Genomic DNA, 17,624 nt, shown 5'->3' on the forward strand with positions numbered 1-17,624 from the left:
CAATTTAATTAGTGAAGATTTGCAACAAAAACGTTATTTAGGGCAATACATTAATACACTTATAGAAGCGCTTGCTATAATGATCGGAGTCCAAATTACTAATGGTTACACTACCAACTTTGCCAGAAGAGGCATGTATGAATTTTGATTTCATGCCATTGGCTTCACAAATAATCCCTACATGACCAACTATAGTTTTATTCCTGTAACCGTAAAAAACTAAAACGTCACCAACTTTAAAGTCTTCGGCTTTTTTAGTAATTCCCAGACTTTTATAACCGCTTGAACTCCGCGGTACGCTCACATCAAAATGTTTAAAAACATAATTAACAAAACCAGAGCAATCAAAACCTTTATTTGGATTATTCCCTGCATATAAGTAAGGTGTTCCCAGATATTGTTTAGAATATGTAATAATAGAATCTCTATCTATTGCGGTTTGTATTTTCTCAACTCGATTTATTCTATTTTTTTCCTCTTTCTTTATAGTAAAAGAAGAGAATAAAATAGCTGCTGCAAATAATATATAAATTTGGGATTTCATTTTTTTGAGAGGGAAGTAATTTAATTTATAAAGATATGTGGTTACTTTTTAATATCAAAGAAATGGTAGATCAAAGGGTTGGAAAGCATTTTTTGAATAGGATTTATAAACTTATTTAAGAGAAGAATTAAAGGCTACTTTATGAGTTATTTTTTACAAATAGGGGTTTTTATTTCTTATCTTTGAGAGACTTCGTAATAAAATAGCTTAAATATGGCTACTTTATGATGAAGTTAACCATTAAAGGTAAGCTGAAAACTTTATAGAGTAGGCGTGATTTAAAAATATACTTATGGAAAATTCTTTATTTAAAAAAGTAAAAAAAGCTATTGATTACTGGTACATTCCATTATTAGTGGGGTTGCTTTTTGTGGGAATCGGAATTTGGTCTTTTATAACTCCCTTAGCAGCTTATTTAACCCTTGCGCTTATCTTTAGTATCTCGTTTTTGGGAAGTGGAATTTTTGAAATTATTTTTGCACTTTCTAATAGAAAAAAAATTGATAATTGGGGTTGGACATTGGCTTCAGGGATTTTAGGATTAGTTGTAGGGATATTATTAATCTCTAATCCGTTAATTTCTATTACGATACTTCCGTTATATGTAGGATTTGTAATTTTATTCCGATCTATAATGGCAATAGTTATTGCTTTTGATTTAAAGAGTTATGCCGTACCTGATTGGGGAAATCTTGTAGCTTTAGGAATACTAGGGATTATATTTTCATTTATATTATTGTGGAATCCTATTTTTGCAGGGCTTTCACTAGTATATTGGACCGCTTTTGCTTTTATAGCAATTGGTGTTTTTTATATTTATTTCTCTTTCAAGTTGAAAAAAATACATGATATCCCCGAAAGGTTACATGATTTAGAAGATAAAATTAATTCATAGAAGATATTAAAAAGAAGCTAAGACAGAAGTTTTGGATAGAAATAACTAATAAATTTCTAAAATCATTAACTCATTATTTGATATAAATGATTTTATAATTTCCTTTTTTGAAATAAGAATTTCAGCAATTTGCTTAGTGTTCTTATTGAATGTTTTTAAAATTATTACTTTTGGAGGAACTCCCTTTAAGAGTAATAATTTTTCAAAATCATCATCGTGCGTGAGTATGGTAAAGCTATTTTTCCTTGCGTATTCCCAAATTTCTATATCTTTTGCAGGTTGATTTACGTTAGTAATATCTTTTGAATGAAATGTGCCTGAAAAATCATTCTCAACAAGTTTAAGAATTCTCCATGAAATATTTGCATCAAGAAGTAATTTCATTAAGCTGCAATTATTTTGGTGATGTTTTCTCTATTTGCGGCAAAAGCTAGCGCAGCAAGAATATGCTCTTTTTTTAATTCAGGAAAATCTTCAATGATTTCATCATATGACATTCCGTTAGCAAGCCACGAAAGAATATCAGAAACACAAATTCGAGTTCCGGTAATTATAGGCTTGCCAAATCGAATATCTGAATTTATTGAAATTAAATTTTGCCAGTTAGTATCCATAATTATTATATTTATACAAATTTACAAAAATAATACGCTAATTTGCTTTAAAATAAGTTTGATTGGTTTATAAGGAATTATATCAATAAAAAGAGTAAAATGAAATATAATAGATGCGGAAAAAGCGGATTGTTATTGCCGCAAATTTCTTTGGGATTATGGCATAATTTCGGTTCGGTAGATAATTTTGAAAATGGTGAAAGTATTATCAAAGAGGCTTTTGATAAAGGAATTACGCATTTTGATTTAGCTAATAATTACGGGCCAGTTCCGGGTTCTGCTGAAGAAAATTTCGGAAAAATATTGTGGCACAATTTTCAAGGAAACATGCGTGATCAAATCGTAGTTTCTACCAAGGCTGGTTATACAATGTGGGACGGACCTTATGGTGATTGGGGTTCTCGTAAATATTTGCTATCAAGTTTAGATCAGAGTTTAAAGCGCATGAAACTCGATTATGTAGATATTTTTTACTCCCACCGTTTTGATCCTGAGACTCCTCTGGAAGAAACGATGATGGCTTTGGATTATGCAGTAAGAAGCGGAAAAGCATTGTACGCTGGAATATCTAATTATAATGCGGAACAAACTCGAGAAGCAACATCAATTTTAAAACAGTTAGGTACGCCTTGTTTAATACATCAGGTAAAATATTCGATGTTTGTACGTGAAGCCGAAGCTGGTTTACTAGATGTTCTCGAAGAAAAAGGAGTAGGTTGTATCGCATTTTCACCTTTGGCACAAGGACTTTTAACGGATAAATACCTGAAAGGGATTCCAGAGAACTCCAGAGCATCAAATCCGAATGGACATTTGCAACTCGAGGAAGTATCAGAACAAAAAGTGCAAAAGATAATTGCTCTAAATGAAATTGCTCAAAACAGGAATCAGTCTTTGGCACAAATGGCATTGGCTTGGTTATTAAAAGATAATCGAATTACATCAGTTTTAATTGGCGCAAGCTCAGTAGGACAGTTAAATAACAATATAGATAGTTTACAAAATCTTGACTTTTCTCAAGAGGAATTAAAAGTAATTGAAACTATTTTAGGATAGGAGTACTGTAGAGATGTATAATTTTTTAGTATTCAGTTGCAGTTTTCAATCTAAAATTAAAAGCAAAAATCCCAATCTAAAAATTTTTAGATTGGGATTTTTTATTGTTTTTTGGCTTAAGCCTAATAAAATTATTTCTTTTTTGCAGGTTTCGCAGGCACATCAAAAATACCTGGAATTGCAGTTAACTCAGCTATTTTTACAATAACATCAGTTGCTTTTTGCATGCTTTCTACAGGAACATATTCGTATTTACCATGAAAGTTATGACCACCAGCAAATATATTAGGGCAAGGCAATCCTTTGTATGATAATTGAGAACCATCAGTTCCACCTCTGATAGGTTTAATTAATGGTTTTATATCTAATTCTCTCATTGCTTTCTCTGCAATATCAACAATATGTTTTACAGGCAAGACCTTTTCTTTCATATTGTAGTATTGATCATTTATTTCGGCAATCACGATTGGTTCTCCGAATTTTTTGGCAAATTTATGATTGATTTTTTTCGTAATTCTCTCAATCAATTTTTTACGTCTTTCGAACCTTTTTGCGCTATGATCTCTAATGATAAGTTCCAGAACAGTTTCTTCAATACTTCCGGTTAAATGGTGTACGTGAAAAAATCCTTCATAACCTTTAGTTTCTTGAGGTGTTTCTCCTTTTGGTAACTCATTAATAAACTCATTAGCAATAAGCATCGAGTTAATCATTTTTCCTTTGGCATAACCAGGATGTACACTTTTACCTTTAAAAGTAATTTTTGCACCAGCAGCATTAAAGTTTTCATATTCAAGTTCACCAATTTGGCTTCCGTCCATAGTGTAAGCCCATTCGGCACCAAACTTATCTACGTCAAAATGATGTGCTCCACGACCAATTTCTTCATCGGGTGTAAAACCAACTCTAATTTTTCCGTGTTTAATGTCTGGGTTTTTAATTAGGAATTCCATTGCCGAAACAATTTCTGTAATTCCTGCTTTATCATCGGCACCTAATAAAGTAGTTCCGTCGGTTGTTATTAAGGTTTGTCCTTTATATTGTAATAAATCTTTAAAGTAACTTGGAGATAGAATTATGTTTTGCTCAGCGTTTAATACAATGTCTTTACCGTCATAATTAGGAATAATTTGAGGTTTTACATTAGCTCCCGAAAAATCTGGAGAAGTATCAAAATGTGAGATGAAACCAATAGTAGGAACAGTATGTTCTACATTACTTGGTAAAGTTGCCATTATATAAGCCTTGTCATCAATAGTAACATCCTGCATACCGATGTTTTTTAGCTCTTCGACAAGTTTATTAGCAAGGTCCCATTGTTTTGGAGTACTTGGTGTAGTTTGTGAATTTGGATCAGACTCTGTATCAATTGTTACATAACTAATAAATCGATCTATAATATGTTGCATTTTTATTTTTTTAAGCAACAAATATAGACATTTTTTTTAGCTGTCTTATTTTAGATTAAAACATCCTATTACAAACAAAAAAGGATTCTATTTAAGTAGAATCCTTTTCGTGTTAATTTTAATTTTTAAATGCTTTTAACGCATCTAAACCCAAGATGATTTGCTGCAGATCGTACTTCGCCTTTTCCTCTTGTACCTACCATATAACGAGTACAATATTGGTCGGTACACAAAAATGAACCACCACGATGTACTTTTTTTAGCTGTCCTGGTTCAGATGGATCATTGCTTGTAGTTGGTCCCTGAGGATTTTTAGCAACATTACCATTTTCTGATAATGATTTGTAATAATCTACGCTATACCAGTCATTAACCCATTCCCATACATTTCCTGCCATATCATATAATCCATATGCATTTGGGGCAAATTGTGCTGTTGGCGCAATTCCTTTAAAGCCATCTTCACCAGTGTCACCATCCTTAATCGGAAAATGACCTTGATAGATATTAGCTTGGAACTTTCCTTTAGGTTTTAAAGTATTTCCCCAAGCATATAATTCTCCTGTTTTGCCGCCTCTTGCTGCAAATTCCCATTCAGCTTCGCTAGGAAGCCTTTTTCCTGCCCATTTTGCATAAGCAGTAGCATCTTCATAAGCGATTTGTACAACAGGGTATTTTTCTTTTCCTTTTATAGTACTTTCTGGTCCTTGAGGATGTCTCCAATCTGTTCCGCCTACATAAGACCACCATTGCAGGAAGTTGTTTAAGTTTACAGATGTTGGGGTAGGAGTAAATACGACAGATCCAGTAATTAAATCTTCTTCGTTAGCGGTAGGGAATTCTTCTTTCGTAGGTTTTTGTTCGGCAACGGTTATATAGCCAGTTGCTTTTACAAACTGCTCAAATTGTTCATTAGTAACCTCAGTTTCATCCATCCAATATCCATCTACATATACACGATGTATTGGGGCGGCATCTTTGGTAACTCCTTTTATACTACACAAACTTTCGTCGGCAACATTACTTCCCATCGAGAATTCTCCGCCCGGAATCCAAACCATACCTTTTGGAGCTTTGGATGGAGCTGCTTTTTTATTAACGATTGTAGGTTCAAATTTAGATTCTGATGAAACCATTTGAACTTCATTACAATCCTGAGTAGTTTTTTCTGTAGTTGGCTTTATAAATTTTGCATAGCCAAAGCTAATAAATAGAATACCAGCGGCTATTGTCCCAAATAACCAATATTTGTTTATTTTTTTCATTAATTCGACTGTTTTTGTATAGTTTGTGTTTTCAACAATAAAAATACAATAAAAAGTTAAAACAGATCAAATTAAGAAGTTGTTTTTTTATATAAATTGGGTGCATTTTAGCATATAATAGCTAAATTTGCACCCACAAAAACAACAACACACTTATGTACAAATTGCTTATTCGTCCGATACTTTTTAGGTTTGATCCAGAAGAAGTCCATTATTTTACTTTTTCATTTGTTAGATTTATTTCAAAAATACCAGGAGTTTCATCGATTATAAAAGCAATTTATAAAGAAAATGACCCTCGATTAGAGCGAGAAGTTTTCGGAATAAAATTTAGTAATCCGGTTGGTCTTGCAGCAGGATTTGATAAAGATGCTAAACTATATAAAGAACTTTCAGATTTTGGTTTCGGATTTATAGAAATAGGAACTGTAACACCAGTAGGACAAGAAGGAAATCCTAAAAAGAGATTATTTCGTTTAAAAGAAGATCAGGCAATTATTAACCGTATGGGATTTAATAATGGCGGTGTTATCGAAGCTGTAGAACGCTTGAAGCAAAATAAAGGAGTTTTAATTGGTGGAAACATTGGGAAAAACAAAATAACCCCAAATGAAAATGCAGTCGATGATTACATCATTTGTTTTGATGCCTTGTTTAATCATGTAGATTATTTTGTGGTGAATGTAAGTTCTCCAAACACGCCAAACTTAAGAGCGTTACAAGATAAAGAGCCATTGACACAATTATTGCAAACGTTACAAAATAAAAATCTAACGCATGCAAAACCAAAACCAATATTATTAAAAATTGCTCCAGATTTGACAGATGAGCAATTATTGGATATTATCGATATTATAAAAACTACACAAATTGCTGGTGTAATCGCAACCAACACGACTATTTCCAGAGATGGATTGCAATCGGTAAATAAAGAAGAAATGGGAGGTTTGTCGGGTAAACCTTTAACCCAAAGATCAACCGAAGTAATTCGTTTTCTTTCTGAAAAAAGCAACAAAGCATTCCCTATTATAGGAGTAGGAGGAATTCATACTGCACAAGATGCTATCGAAAAATTAAATGCAGGTGCAAGTTTGGTTCAGTTATACACAGGTTTTATTTACGAAGGTCCAGCTTTGATTAAAGAAATAAACAAAGAGATTTTAAAAGGTTTGTAATAACATAACTTGAGCGATCAAGCCAGTAAGTAATGCAATACCAAAGCTTAAAAGAGTTCCTATAAGAACATATTCTGTTAGTTTACGATCTTTGGCTTCTTTCAAATCGCCAAACCTGAAAATAGATTTTGCTGCCAGTAAAAAACCAATGGCTTCAAAATGTCCGGTGATTATAAAACAAAATACAAATAGACGTTCTAGTATGCCAATGTAATTTCCTGCATTGGCAAGAGAATCGTCGGTTCCATTTTTATTTTCGGGAGTCCAAATCGAGATCAGGTTTCTGATGCAAATAGAAGTTGGTTTTGTTAAAAATAAAATCCCCGTTACTATAATCCAGAATTGACTGTTAAGCCAATGCAAGTATATTCTTTGCTGACTGTATAAAAATGCAATAGCTATCAAAACTATCAAATGTGCAATTTGGTCACCAATAAACCAAGCTCTTTTGGTAGTATCTTTTTGGAAATGAAGTTTTAAAAAATCAATAAAACCATGTGTTATTGCTAATAATAGCGCATACCATCCAAAGGACAATTCACCAACCAGAATCCAGGCTATAATACCATGTAAGGCTATATGTATATATAGGTAAATGCTTTTTTGTTTTTTGGTTTCTTTATCAATAACCCACGAATTAGGCTGAAATATAAAGTCACCAAGTAAGTGTGCCAAAAATAATTTTACAAATAGTATCATAAAGTAAATTCTTTTATTTGTGATCTAAAATATTGGTCTAGATCCATCATTAAATCATATTGTGCACGTTTCTGTCTTCGACTTACGGCTGCTTGGTTAATGCCTAATTTTATCCCGATTCCTTCCTGTGATAATGTCGGATTTTGAATTGCAATTACTATAAATTTAGCAGCAGGAACCAGCCAGTTATCCATAAAAGTAAGACTTAAACGTAACATTAAATTGAGTTTTGTATCAAAATCAAGATTTCCGGATTTTAATGCCAAAGTTGTTTTTTGTTTTTTCAAAGTTTCAAAAAGTTCTCCGGAATTTATAAAAGCAGTTCCATTACTTTCGGATATTTTCTTTGCTGTATGGGTCTTGTCTCCAAAACCAATACTCATTCTGGCATCCAGTTTTATAGATCTCAAATAGGCTTTTATCAATAAAGTTGCTAATAGAGCTTCTTCAGGATTTTTAATTTCTATCTGGAATTCATCACCACGATAAATCTCCCATTCGCTCGGATTTTTGCCGAATTGAGAAAATAGTTTTTTTAAATTCTCAATCCAATCTTTGGATTTCAGTTGTCTGGAACCTATAATATCCCCTGTGATTACGCTTATCATATTCAAATATAATTAAAAATTAAATAGCTTTTTTGTTTCAATTGGCTACATTTCTTTGGTTTACCTATTATAAAATGTCACTTCGACTCCACTCAGGTGGACATATAAAAGTTTGTCAGGCTGAGCGTCCCGATCCCGAAACTTCGGGACGGGAGAAGCCTACATTTATTATAAATGCTCAAATCGATTAACTTTACTCATAGGAATTTTAATATTACAAATATAAGGAATATTATTCATTATTACGTTTTTGTGTAATATTTGTAGTTATTACTTTTTTATGTAATAAAATAAACGAGGAAGATATTTTTTATTTATATAAAAAAGACAGTAACTTAGCATTCAGAAACAGAACTGCTTTGAGTAAAGAAATTAAGATTATCGAATGTCCGCGAGATGCTATGCAAGGCATCAAAACATTTATTCCTACCAAGAATAAAGTTTCTTATATCCAGTCTTTATTGCGAGTAGGTTTTGATACCATTGATTTTGGGAGTTTTGTTTCTCCAAAAGCAATTCCGCAAATGCAAGATACAGCTGAGGTTTTGGCACAACTAGATTTGTCTCAAACTACCAGTAAATTATTAGCAATTATTGCCAATACACAAGGAGCGGAAATAGCTTCGGAGCATAAAGAGATTCAGTATTTAGGATTCCCATTTTCGATTTCCGAGAATTTCCAAATGAGAAATACACATAAAACTATAGCCGAATCTATAATTACGCTTCAGGAAATATTAGAAATTGCTGATAAAAAGAACAAAGAAGTGATCACCTATCTTTCGATGGGATTCGGGAATCCGTATGGTGACCCCTGGAACGTTGAGATTGTTGGGGAGTGGACAGAGAAATTATCCAAAATGGGTGTGAAAACACTCTCGCTTTCTGATACCGTAGGAAGTTCAACTCCAGATATTATTACGTATTTATTTTCGAATTTAATTGCACAATATCCTCAAATCGAGTTTGGCGCACATTTGCATACCACACCCAATACTTGGTTCGAAAAAATAGATGCTGCTTTCCTTGCAGGTTGTCGCCGTTTTGATGGAGCGATTCAAGGTTTTGGAGGATGCCCAATGGCTACCGATAAACTAACAGGAAACATGCCAACAGAAAAAATGGTGTCGTATTTTACAGCACAAAAACAAGATACCAATGTAAGAGCTATGAGTTTTGAAAGTGCTTATAATGAAGCGTCTAAATTGTTTGGAGCATATCATTAAATCATTAATGTCTTTTTCTTTTAATTACAACAATTAATCAAAATCGTTGTTCTCATTACATCAAATTAAAATAATTTTGCAATGAAATTATATCAATATAATATGTTTTTCAGGTTCATAATCGTTGCGTTATTGTTTTGTTCGTGCGCTAGTGATTTAGATTTTGACCAAACCAAAGATCTTAAATTAGAGCCTGTTTTTGTTGCCAATTTAACCTATTTTGATGTTAAAGCAAATACATTTGTTGATAATGGAGAAGAACAGGATGTTGTTTTTAACGTGCAGGATTTCGATGTGTTTAGAGATAGTTTTTTTAGAGACAATTTAAAGAAAGCCGAGTTCAATTTCGAAATTGATAATACGATTGCTAGAGCCTACATAGTTAATTTTGTTTTTCTTGATGTCGATAATCAGGTGGTTCATCATACCGAAATAGATGTTCCAGCTTATGCAAACACACCAAATATTGTAAAGTATACAGATGTTTTTGAAAATGAGACATTAGATTTATTAAAAAAATCAGTTAAACTAGAAATAGGAATTACCATGCTGCCAGGAACTCCATTAACTCCAGATAGCCCAGGAAGATTAAAATTACGTTCGGGAGCAACTGTTTACTTCGAAATCAAATGAGAAAAATCTATTTAATTTTCTTGTTGGCAATGACTATTTCAGGATTGGCACAGAACAAACAAGTGTTGTATAATTTCTCTTCAATTCCGCAATCGTTGCTTGTAAATCCAGGAACAGATATTTCGTATAAGTATTATTTTGGAGTCCCGTTGTTATCTGGTATTTCGGCAAATCTTGGTTCAAGCAGTTTTTCGGCTTATGATTTGTTTGCAAATAACGGAGTCGACTTTAATACCAAGTTAAGAAATGCAGTAAACAAAGCATCCAAAAATGATAAGGTTTCTGTTAATCAGCAAGTCGAATTGTTTTCAGGAGGATTCAAGGTTGGAGGCAGAGAAAGTAAAGCTTACGTTTCATTTGGAGTGTATCAAGAAGCCGATTTTTTTATGTATGTACCTAAAGATTTGGCATTATTAGCATTAGATGGAAATAAAAATTATATCGGAAAATCGTTTGATTTAAGTCAGTTAACCGCCAAGGCCGAAGTAATTTCTGTTTTTCATGTTGGATATCATAAAAAAGTAAGTGATAAATTAGTTTTAGGAGGTAGAGCAAAGTTGTATTCTAGCGGATTAAATGCGACCACTACCAAGAATTCGGGATATATTTATACAGGAAACTCTAATACAACAATGTATAATCAAATTATATCTTCTAATTTAGAACTAAAAACCTCAGGAATTGCCGAATTTCGTAAAGATGATTATAATGGAAGTGTAGCTTCGGATGTTGCAAAAAACACTTTTTTGGGTGGAAATTTAGGATTTGGTTTTGATGCAGGAATAACTTATTATCCTAAAAAAAATATTCAGCTCACAGCAAGTGTAATCGATGTTGGTTTTATTCGCCACAGCAAAGATGTCGAAACGATTACCTACAAAGGGTATTATCAATATGAAGGAGTAAATCCTAATTTTACCAATCCCGAAAAACCAGAAAATGTATTCGATGAGTTCGAAGCAGCAATTCCGCGTGACACAGTTTATGGTAAATACACTACTTGGCGACCAGTAAAATTTAATGCATCATTTCAGTATTCTTTCGGTGAATCCAGATCCGACGAAGAATGTAATTGTGTGTCAAAAGGAGAAACTGAATATCTTAATGGGGTAGGAGCACAATTGTTTGCAATGTCTACACCAAGAACACCATTGGTAGCTTTAACGGCTTTTTATAGACGTACTCTTTTTGAAAATCTTCAAGTAAAAGCAACTTATACCATAGATTCTTTTTCTTCAAAAAACATAGGATTTGGACTTTCAACAAATCTGGGTAAGTTCAATTTATATGCTATGGTCGATAATATTCTGGAATACAAGGATATCACAAAAGCCAATAGTGCTACGTTTCAATTTGGACTTAATTTTATTTTCAAAGAAAATTCTGAATACTATTAAGTTATTTTTTATAAGAAGCTAATCCGGCTATTCGCTATAATCTTTATTGTTTTAAAGGAAAACAATAAAGGATTTCCGCTGCTATCCGGGCTAGGAACGAGGTAGATTTCAGGAGCTTTTTTTAATAGAGATTAACTATAGGAATTTATCCCGAAGCGTCGGGACTAAAAATTTCTGAATAGTATAATGTAAAAGTTTTCAATTTATTCACTATATTTGCACGCAATTCAACTAGAAATTGCACCATGATAGCACACAACTCCAAGATTATCGGCGAAGGTTTAACTTACGACGATGTATTATTAGTACCTAACTACTCGAATGTGCTTCCTCGCGAAGTGAGTATCCAATCAAAATTTTCTCGAAACATAACGCTAAACGTTCCAATCGTATCTGCTGCTATGGATACCGTTACCGAAAGTTCAATGGCAATTGCTATGGCGCAAGAAGGTGGAATTGGTGTTTTGCATAAAAACATGACCATCGAGCAACAAGCTGCCAAAGTACGTAAAGTAAAGCGTGCAGAGTCAGGAATGATTATCGATCCAGTTACATTACCATTAAGTTCTACAATTGCAGATGCTAAAATGGCAATGAAAGAATTCGGAATTGGTGGAATCCCAATCGTTGATGAAAACAGAATCCTTAAAGGAATTGTTACCAATCGTGACTTACGTTTTGAAAAAAATGGAACAAGACCAATTGTTGAAGTTATGACAAGTCAAAACTTGGTAACTGTAGCCGAAGGAACTTCATTAGAGCAAGCCGAAGTAGTTTTACAAGGTCATAAAATAGAAAAATTACCAGTTGTTAATGCAAACTATGAATTAGTTGGATTAATCACTTTTAGAGATATTACTAAACTTACCCAAAAACCAATTGCTAATAAAGATGTTTTTGGTCGTTTAAGAGTAGCTGCCGCAATTGGAGTTACTGGTGATGCAGTTCAAAGAGCAGAAGCATTAGTTGCAGCAGGAGTAGATGCCATTATCATTGATACCGCTCACGGACATACAGAAGGTGTTGTAAATACCTTAAAAGAAGTAAAATCAAAATTCCCACAAATAGATGTAATTGTTGGAAACATTGCAACTCCAGAAGCTGCTAAATATTTAGTAGAAAATGGTGCCGATGGTGTAAAAGTAGGAATCGGACCTGGTTCAATCTGTACAACACGTATCGTTGCTGGTGTTGGATTTCCTCAATTCTCGGCAGTATTAGAAGTTGCTGCAGCAATAAAAGGATCTGGCGTACCAGTAATTGCCGATGGTGGAATACGTTATACAGGAGATATTCCTAAAGCAATTGCTGCCGGAGCTGATTGTGTAATGTTAGGTTCATTACTAGCAGGAACAAAAGAATCTCCAGGTGAAACGATTATCTTCGAAGGAAGAAAATTCAAATCTTACCGCGGAATGGGTTCTGTTGAAGCTATGCAAACGGGATCAAAAGATCGATATTTTCAAGATGTTGAAGACGATGTTAAAAAATTAGTTCCAGAAGGAATTGTAGGTCGTGTTCCTTACAAAGGAGAATTAAACGAAAGTATGCTTCAGTTTATTGGAGGACTTCGTGCAGGAATGGGATATTGCGGTTCAAAAGATATTCCGACATTACAAGAGTCAGGACGTTTTGTTAGAATCACTTCTAGCGGAATCACAGAGAGTCATCCTCATAATGTAACAATTACCAAAGAGGCTCCAAATTACTCAAGATAATCAAGAGATTTCTATATAAAACAAAAGGCATAAGATTTAGTTTCTTATGCCTTTTTTGCGTTTGATGGTTTTTATTAAAAAATAAATAAATGATTGTTTGTCATTTTCGCAAAGAAAATTAAAGAACTTTACAAAGAATTATTTTACTGCAAAACATCCACAATGGTGTCTTTCTGACGCAGGAAGACACGAGTTTTCAATGTCATTAAGTTAAGTTTTTGAGTTATTTTTTTTAAAAGAAGTAAAGATTAAACATAATATTGTCATTTCGACGGAGGAGAAATCTCAATAAGTAACTCCGCAATGAGAATCCAATTTTTGTAGAGTTTCTCGCGGAGATTTCTCCTCCGTCGAAAAGATAAACCTTTGCTCCCGAAGCCTTAGGATTACATCTTTGTGAGAGATTTATTTGGTAAAGTATTACAATTGTTTCCCTAGCTTAATGACATTGCACAAGCGCTAGCTTCTGACTAAGATTCTTTCTGGGTCAGAAAGACAAGTTGATGACGGCTACTCTACAGGTTTTAGGATTGACCTCTTTTATTTTAAAAAAGCATCTATTATATCTTAACCTAGGTATTAACAAATTCGAGGTAATTGTTCCCCAATTAATGGAGATAAAACCCTTTTACCGCCAAATGCACTCTCGGTGATAATTTTTAAAGGATGGTCCTCGGTTATAAAACCTATGCAAGAAGCATGAGGATTCGTTTTTTGTAAAATTGCTAAAGCTCCGTCTTTAATTTCAGCATCAACAATACACACAAATATGCCTTCATTGGCAACATATAAGGGATCTAAACCCAGTAATTCACAGGCACTATTTACTTGATTTTCTACGTTTATATTTTCATCATAAAGATTCACTCCAAAATTGCATTCAGTTACAATTTCGTGTAATACCGATGCTAGACCTCCACGTGTTGCATCTCTTAGAAAATGAATTTTAGCACCATATTTTTCTATCAATTCAAGTGTAATTTCGTTTAAGTTTGTGGTGTCACTCAATATATCACTGTCAAACTGAAGACCTTCTCGTTCCGACATGATTGCCATTCCGTGTGATGCTATCGGACCATTTATAAGTATGGCATCGTTTTTAAGAATATTCCCAATTTTTATATTTGCTTTTTCATGTACAATTCCAACTCCAGAAGTATTAATGTAAATTTTATCTCCTTTTCCTCTTTCAACTACTTTAGTGTCTCCAGTAACAATAAAAACGCCAGCTTTGTCGGCAGCCGATTTTATAGATTTAATAATCTGGGTAAATTCGTTTAAACTAAAACCTTCTTCAATTATTAATGATAAAGAGAGATATTTAGGAATTGCTCCACACATAGAGAGGTCATTTACAGTTCCGTTTACAGCAAGCTCTCCAATGTTTCCTCCTTTAAAGAAAATGGGAGAAATAACATAACTATCGGTAGAAAAGGCTAAATTTCCTTGTAAATTTATAAAGGCACCATCATGTCGAACATCTAAAATATCGTTTTTTAAAATCTTTAAAATAACATCATTTAATAATTGCGTCATATGTTCTCCACCGCTTCCGTGATGTAGATAAATTGCTTCTGAATTTTTAGAATTATTCATTTTTAGAATTTAAATTTCTTCCCCCATTTCCTTTAAAACTGCCATAGTACGTTTGGCTTCTTCTTCGTCTATAATACCTATAGCAGCACCAACATGTACTAAAACATAATCGCCTTCTTTTGCTTCGGGAACAAGCGTTAGATTGACTTCTTTAATAATTCCTTCAAATGAAACGTTTCCAATTCTAAAAGTTTCATCGAGTTGCATTGTTACTTTTTTAAGTTGACCAGGGACTGCTAAGCACATACTGTTATTGGTTTATTGATTGGGTTAAATAGGTATACCATGCTTCTAACCCTTCTCCAGATGTGGCCGAAACTTCAAAGAATTCTAATTGAGGATTTACTTTTCTGGCATATTCTTTTAATTTCTCTAAATCAAATTTTAAATATGGTAATAAATCTATTTTATTGATAATGCATATTTGCGAACCATAAAACATATCAGGATATTTTAAGGGTTTATCCTCACCTTCGGTCACAGATATAATTACAATACGTTTAGATTCTCCTAAGTCAAACATCGCTGGACAAACTAGATTTCCAACATTTTCAATCATCATAATCGAATCTTGTTTAGGTTTCAATTCTTTAACAGCTCTCGAGATCATTTCGCTATCAAGATGACATCCTTTTCCAGTATTTATTTGAATTACAGGAACATTAAGTTTGTGAATCCTGTCAGCATCATTTGTGGTTTGTTGATCGCCTTCGATAACTGAAAAAGTTATTTTACTTTTTAAATCAGTAATTGTTCGTTCCAGTAATGATGTTTTTCCTGATCCGGGAGAACTCACCAAGTTGATTGAGAAAATATTTAAAGCTTCAAAGAAACCTCTGTTTCTCTCGGCAGTTAATTGGTTTTTATGTAAAATATCTTTTTCTAATTGTATCACACTTATCTCGTGACTATGATCATGACTATGACTATGATGATGGCTGTGGTTATGATTATGGTCATGAGTATGTTCGTGGTCATGTTCATGATCATGTTGTAGTTCATTATCATGATGGTGATGATGAAAATTACTATTGTTAGAATGATTCTGTTTTTCGCCCATTTTAGTATATCTTATTTCATTCTCATCAGAGCTACATCCGCAGGTGGTACACATAATTTTCTATTTTATAATTAATTTTTTAATTTTTAGTTCTTTCCCTTCTAAAATTTCTTTAAAAGGACTGTTGCAATTGGGGCAGGAATCAAATATTTTTTTGATAATAAAGGTGTGATTACATTCTGCACATTTTGCCCTCCCGACAGGTTCTTCAACAAATAATTTGGAACCATCCAGCACACTGTTATTAGTGCACAATGGCCATACGAAATGAAAAGAATCCATCTCGACGCCAGATAATTTTCCTATTTCGAGATAAATTTCTAAGACCTTTTTTCCTTTTATTTTCTCTACTTCTTGATGAGCAGTTTTTACAATAGAGGAGACAATAGAAAGTTCATGCATATTGAATTTGCTTTTAGCAACAAAAATTTAGGGGTCAATTTAAGTTTATTAAACCTTTCAGAACATGATAATTATCATAAAATTGTAGGAAAAATAAAATAAAATTTGAAGTATTGATATTTAATGAAAGTATTGGTCTGCAATGTTGAGTATTCTAAATCAAATAGACCATGAAGTGTTTTAAAAACTAACTTAAGGATGGAGGATAAAGTCAAAAAGAATGAGACCTATTATAATAGTATCGAAAGACAAGGTTATAGTAGGAGAGATTTTTTAAAATTTGTAGCATATATAGGGGCATATATGGGTGTAGAAAGTTCTGCAATAGGACAGATCACAAAAGCATTAGAAAGGACACCCAGATTACCCGTTATTTGGGAACATTTTCAGGAGTGTACCTGTTGTAGTGAGTCGTTTATTCGTTCGGATCATCCTATTGTTGCCGATATTATTTTAGACAAAATATCATTAGATTATACGCTAACGCTAATGGCCGCTTCTGGGCATCAAGCCGAAGCAGCTAAACAAGCAACAATGAATAAATACAAAGGAGAATACATTCTTTGTGTTGAAGGCTCTATACCTCTTGGCGCCGACGGAAATTATTGTTGTATAGGAGGCCGTAGCGCTGTTGATATACTAAAAGAATCTGCTGCAGGGGCAAAAGCGATAATTGCTTGGGGAAGTTGTGCAACATCTGGTTGTGTACAAGCAGCAAAACCGAATCCTACAGGAGCAGTACCTATAAACAAAATCATTACCGATAAACCAATTATCAATGTTCCGGGATGCCCTCCTATAGGAGAGGTAATGGCTGGTATTATTGTACATATTGTTGCCTTTGGGAAATTGCCAGAACTAGATAATGCAGGTAGACCAAAAGCATTTTATTCTAAAAGAGTCCATGATAGTTGTTATCGCCGACCTTATTTTGATGCAGGATTATTTGTCGAAAATTTTGATGATGAGAATGCAAAAAAGGGGTATTGCTTATACAAAGTTGGTTGTAAAGGACCTAGTACCTACAATGCTTGCGGTAATATGAAATGGAATGGAGGGGTAAGCTACCCAATTCAATCCGGGCATGGCTGTTTAGGCTGTAGTGCCAAAGATTTCTGGGACGCAGGAAGTTTTTATTCAAGAGACTCCTCTGTATCAGCGGGAGATATAGAAGCAAATGCCGATACAATAGGTAAAATTGCCCTTGGGGGAGTTGCTGCAGGTATTGGGGTTCATGCCATCCTCTCTAATGTATCAAAACGAAAAGAGCTAAATCAAAGAATTAATCAGGCAACTGAAAACGAAAAACACTTAGACGATTTATAAT

General features: G+C 33.5%; 19 protein-coding genes. 8 read left to right on the plus strand and 11 right to left on the minus strand.

The features are described from left to right. Window positions 1-37: 37 nt before the first annotated feature. Window positions 38-544, minus strand: a complete 507-nt coding sequence (locus B8T70_RS04635; RefSeq protein ID WP_086894092.1) for a C40 family peptidase — start codon at window positions 542-544, stop codon at window positions 38-40. Window positions 545-836: 292 nt separating this feature from the next. Between B8T70_RS04635 and B8T70_RS04640 the strand changes: the two genes are divergently transcribed. Continuing rightward, on the plus strand, window positions 837-1,439 hold the full coding sequence (locus B8T70_RS04640) for an HdeD family acid-resistance protein (protein ID WP_086894093.1): 603 nt from the start codon (window positions 837-839) through the stop codon (window positions 1,437-1,439). Between the two features lie 45 nt (window positions 1,440-1,484). On the opposite strand, the gene B8T70_RS04645 is transcribed toward B8T70_RS04640, so the two are convergent. Then, complete coding sequence (locus B8T70_RS04645) at window positions 1,485-1,823, minus strand: DUF5615 family PIN-like protein (RefSeq protein WP_086894094.1); 339 nt, start codon at window positions 1,821-1,823, stop codon at window positions 1,485-1,487. Next, window positions 1,823-2,053: a DUF433 domain-containing protein gene (locus tag B8T70_RS04650; RefSeq protein WP_086894095.1), complete on the minus strand. Its 231-nt coding sequence runs from the start codon at window positions 2,051-2,053 to the stop codon at window positions 1,823-1,825. The genes B8T70_RS04645 and B8T70_RS04650 overlap by 1 nt, the downstream gene beginning before the upstream one ends. Window positions 2,054-2,152: 99 nt before the next feature. On the opposite strand from B8T70_RS04650, the gene B8T70_RS04655 reads away from it, so the two are divergent. Continuing rightward, entirely contained in the window at window positions 2,153-3,109 is a 957-nt protein-coding gene (locus B8T70_RS04655; RefSeq protein WP_086894096.1) for an aldo/keto reductase, read from the plus strand. 131 nt (window positions 3,110-3,240) lie between these two features. On the opposite strand, the gene pepT is transcribed toward B8T70_RS04655, so the two are convergent. Then, on the minus strand, window positions 3,241-4,518 hold the full coding sequence (pepT, locus tag B8T70_RS04660) for a peptidase T (protein ID WP_086894097.1): 1,278 nt from the start codon (window positions 4,516-4,518) through the stop codon (window positions 3,241-3,243). Between the two features lie 125 nt (window positions 4,519-4,643). Beyond that, entirely contained in the window at window positions 4,644-5,783 is a 1,140-nt protein-coding gene (locus B8T70_RS04665; RefSeq protein WP_039111186.1) for a formylglycine-generating enzyme family protein, read from the minus strand. A gap of 155 nt (window positions 5,784-5,938) precedes the next feature. On the opposite strand from B8T70_RS04665, the gene B8T70_RS04670 reads away from it, so the two are divergent. After that, window positions 5,939-6,958: a quinone-dependent dihydroorotate dehydrogenase gene (locus tag B8T70_RS04670; protein ID WP_086894098.1), complete on the plus strand. Its 1,020-nt coding sequence runs from the start codon at window positions 5,939-5,941 to the stop codon at window positions 6,956-6,958. Here the strand turns inward: B8T70_RS04670 and B8T70_RS04675 are convergent. Further along, entirely contained in the window at window positions 6,944-7,657 is a 714-nt protein-coding gene (locus tag B8T70_RS04675) for a DUF3307 domain-containing protein (protein ID WP_086894099.1), read from the minus strand. The genes B8T70_RS04670 and B8T70_RS04675 overlap by 15 nt on opposite strands. Next, complete coding sequence (locus tag B8T70_RS04680) at window positions 7,654-8,265, minus strand: hypothetical protein (RefSeq protein WP_086894100.1); 612 nt, start codon at window positions 8,263-8,265, stop codon at window positions 7,654-7,656. The genes B8T70_RS04675 and B8T70_RS04680 overlap by 4 nt, the downstream gene beginning before the upstream one ends. Window positions 8,266-8,624: 359 nt before the next feature. Between B8T70_RS04680 and B8T70_RS04685 the strand changes: the two genes are divergently transcribed. The 4 genes from B8T70_RS04685 to guaB all read left to right on the plus strand — a co-directional run bounded on the left by B8T70_RS04685 (window position 8,625) and on the right by guaB (window position 13,239). Beyond that, complete coding sequence (locus B8T70_RS04685) at window positions 8,625-9,491, plus strand: hydroxymethylglutaryl-CoA lyase (protein WP_086894101.1); 867 nt, start codon at window positions 8,625-8,627, stop codon at window positions 9,489-9,491. A gap of 81 nt (window positions 9,492-9,572) precedes the next feature. Next, window positions 9,573-10,124: a hypothetical protein gene (locus tag B8T70_RS04690; RefSeq protein ID WP_086894102.1), complete on the plus strand. Its 552-nt coding sequence runs from the start codon at window positions 9,573-9,575 to the stop codon at window positions 10,122-10,124. Further along, complete coding sequence (locus B8T70_RS04695) at window positions 10,121-11,521, plus strand: DUF5723 family protein (RefSeq protein WP_086894103.1); 1,401 nt, start codon at window positions 10,121-10,123, stop codon at window positions 11,519-11,521. Before B8T70_RS04690 ends, B8T70_RS04695 begins: the two co-directional genes overlap by 4 nt. Before the next feature lie 245 nt (window positions 11,522-11,766). Then, on the plus strand, window positions 11,767-13,239 hold the full coding sequence (gene guaB, locus B8T70_RS04700) for an IMP dehydrogenase (protein ID WP_039111178.1): 1,473 nt from the start codon (window positions 11,767-11,769) through the stop codon (window positions 13,237-13,239). Window positions 13,240-13,818: 579 nt separating this feature from the next. On the opposite strand, the gene hypE is transcribed toward guaB, so the two are convergent. From hypE to B8T70_RS04720, 4 genes are read right to left on the minus strand one after another with little or no spacing between them, the layout of a single operon-like run. After that, window positions 13,819-14,835 carry a hydrogenase expression/formation protein HypE gene (hypE, locus tag B8T70_RS04705; protein ID WP_086894104.1) on the minus strand — a complete coding sequence of 339 codons (1,017 nt, stop codon included), beginning with the start codon at window positions 14,833-14,835 and terminating at the stop codon, window positions 13,819-13,821. Window positions 14,836-14,844: 9 nt separating this feature from the next. Beyond that, window positions 14,845-15,081, minus strand: coding sequence for a HypC/HybG/HupF family hydrogenase formation chaperone (locus B8T70_RS04710; RefSeq protein ID WP_039111175.1), 237 nt, complete (start codon window positions 15,079-15,081; stop codon window positions 14,845-14,847). 4 nt (window positions 15,082-15,085) lie between these two features. Then, a complete protein-coding gene (gene hypB / locus B8T70_RS04715; protein ID WP_086894105.1) occupies window positions 15,086-15,949 on the minus strand; it encodes a hydrogenase nickel incorporation protein HypB in 864 nt (287 codons plus the stop codon). A gap of 6 nt (window positions 15,950-15,955) precedes the next feature. Continuing rightward, the gene (locus B8T70_RS04720; RefSeq protein ID WP_039111173.1) at window positions 15,956-16,297 is read right to left on the minus strand and encodes a hydrogenase maturation nickel metallochaperone HypA; all 342 of its coding nucleotides are present in this window, start codon (window positions 16,295-16,297) and stop codon (window positions 15,956-15,958) included. Between the two features lie 198 nt (window positions 16,298-16,495). On the opposite strand from B8T70_RS04720, the gene B8T70_RS04725 reads away from it, so the two are divergent. Continuing rightward, window positions 16,496-17,623 carry a hydrogenase small subunit gene (locus B8T70_RS04725; protein WP_039111172.1) on the plus strand — a complete coding sequence of 376 codons (1,128 nt, stop codon included), beginning with the start codon at window positions 16,496-16,498 and terminating at the stop codon, window positions 17,621-17,623. The last annotated feature ends 1 nt before the right edge of the window (window position 17,624 follow it).

The organism is Flavobacterium sp. AJR, from assembly GCF_002156885.1.
GTDB lineage: Bacteria > Bacteroidota > Bacteroidia > Flavobacteriales > Flavobacteriaceae > Flavobacterium.

Coding starts and splice junctions, on each gene's coding strand:
- B8T70_RS04635 (WP_086894092.1), bottom strand. CDS start 544: ATGAAATCCCAAATTTATATATTATTTGCAGCAGCTATTTTATTCTCT.
- B8T70_RS04640 (WP_086894093.1), top strand. CDS start 837: ATGGAAAATTCTTTATTTAAAAAAGTAAAAAAAGCTATTGATTACTGG.
- B8T70_RS04645 (WP_086894094.1), bottom strand. CDS start 1,823: ATGAAATTACTTCTTGATGCAAATATTTCATGGAGAATTCTTAAACTT.
- B8T70_RS04650 (WP_086894095.1), bottom strand. CDS start 2,053: ATGGATACTAACTGGCAAAATTTAATTTCAATAAATTCAGATATTCGA.
- B8T70_RS04655 (WP_086894096.1), top strand. CDS start 2,153: ATGAAATATAATAGATGCGGAAAAAGCGGATTGTTATTGCCGCAAATT.
- pepT (WP_086894097.1), bottom strand. CDS start 4,518: ATGCAACATATTATAGATCGATTTATTAGTTATGTAACAATTGATACA.
- B8T70_RS04665 (WP_039111186.1), bottom strand. CDS start 5,783: ATGAAAAAAATAAACAAATATTGGTTATTTGGGACAATAGCCGCTGGT.
- B8T70_RS04670 (WP_086894098.1), top strand. CDS start 5,939: ATGTACAAATTGCTTATTCGTCCGATACTTTTTAGGTTTGATCCAGAA.
- B8T70_RS04675 (WP_086894099.1), bottom strand. CDS start 7,657: ATGATACTATTTGTAAAATTATTTTTGGCACACTTACTTGGTGACTTT.
- B8T70_RS04680 (WP_086894100.1), bottom strand. CDS start 8,265: ATGATAAGCGTAATCACAGGGGATATTATAGGTTCCAGACAACTGAAA.
- B8T70_RS04690 (WP_086894102.1), top strand. CDS start 9,573: ATGAAATTATATCAATATAATATGTTTTTCAGGTTCATAATCGTTGCG.
- B8T70_RS04695 (WP_086894103.1), top strand. CDS start 10,121: ATGAGAAAAATCTATTTAATTTTCTTGTTGGCAATGACTATTTCAGGA.
- guaB (WP_039111178.1), top strand. CDS start 11,767: ATGATAGCACACAACTCCAAGATTATCGGCGAAGGTTTAACTTACGAC.
- hypE (WP_086894104.1), bottom strand. CDS start 14,835: ATGAATAATTCTAAAAATTCAGAAGCAATTTATCTACATCACGGAAGC.
- B8T70_RS04710 (WP_039111175.1), bottom strand. CDS start 15,081: ATGTGCTTAGCAGTCCCTGGTCAACTTAAAAAAGTAACAATGCAACTC.
- hypB (WP_086894105.1), bottom strand. CDS start 15,949: ATGTGTACCACCTGCGGATGTAGCTCTGATGAGAATGAAATAAGATAT.
- B8T70_RS04720 (WP_039111173.1), bottom strand. CDS start 16,297: ATGCATGAACTTTCTATTGTCTCCTCTATTGTAAAAACTGCTCATCAA.
- B8T70_RS04725 (WP_039111172.1), top strand. CDS start 16,496: ATGGAGGATAAAGTCAAAAAGAATGAGACCTATTATAATAGTATCGAA.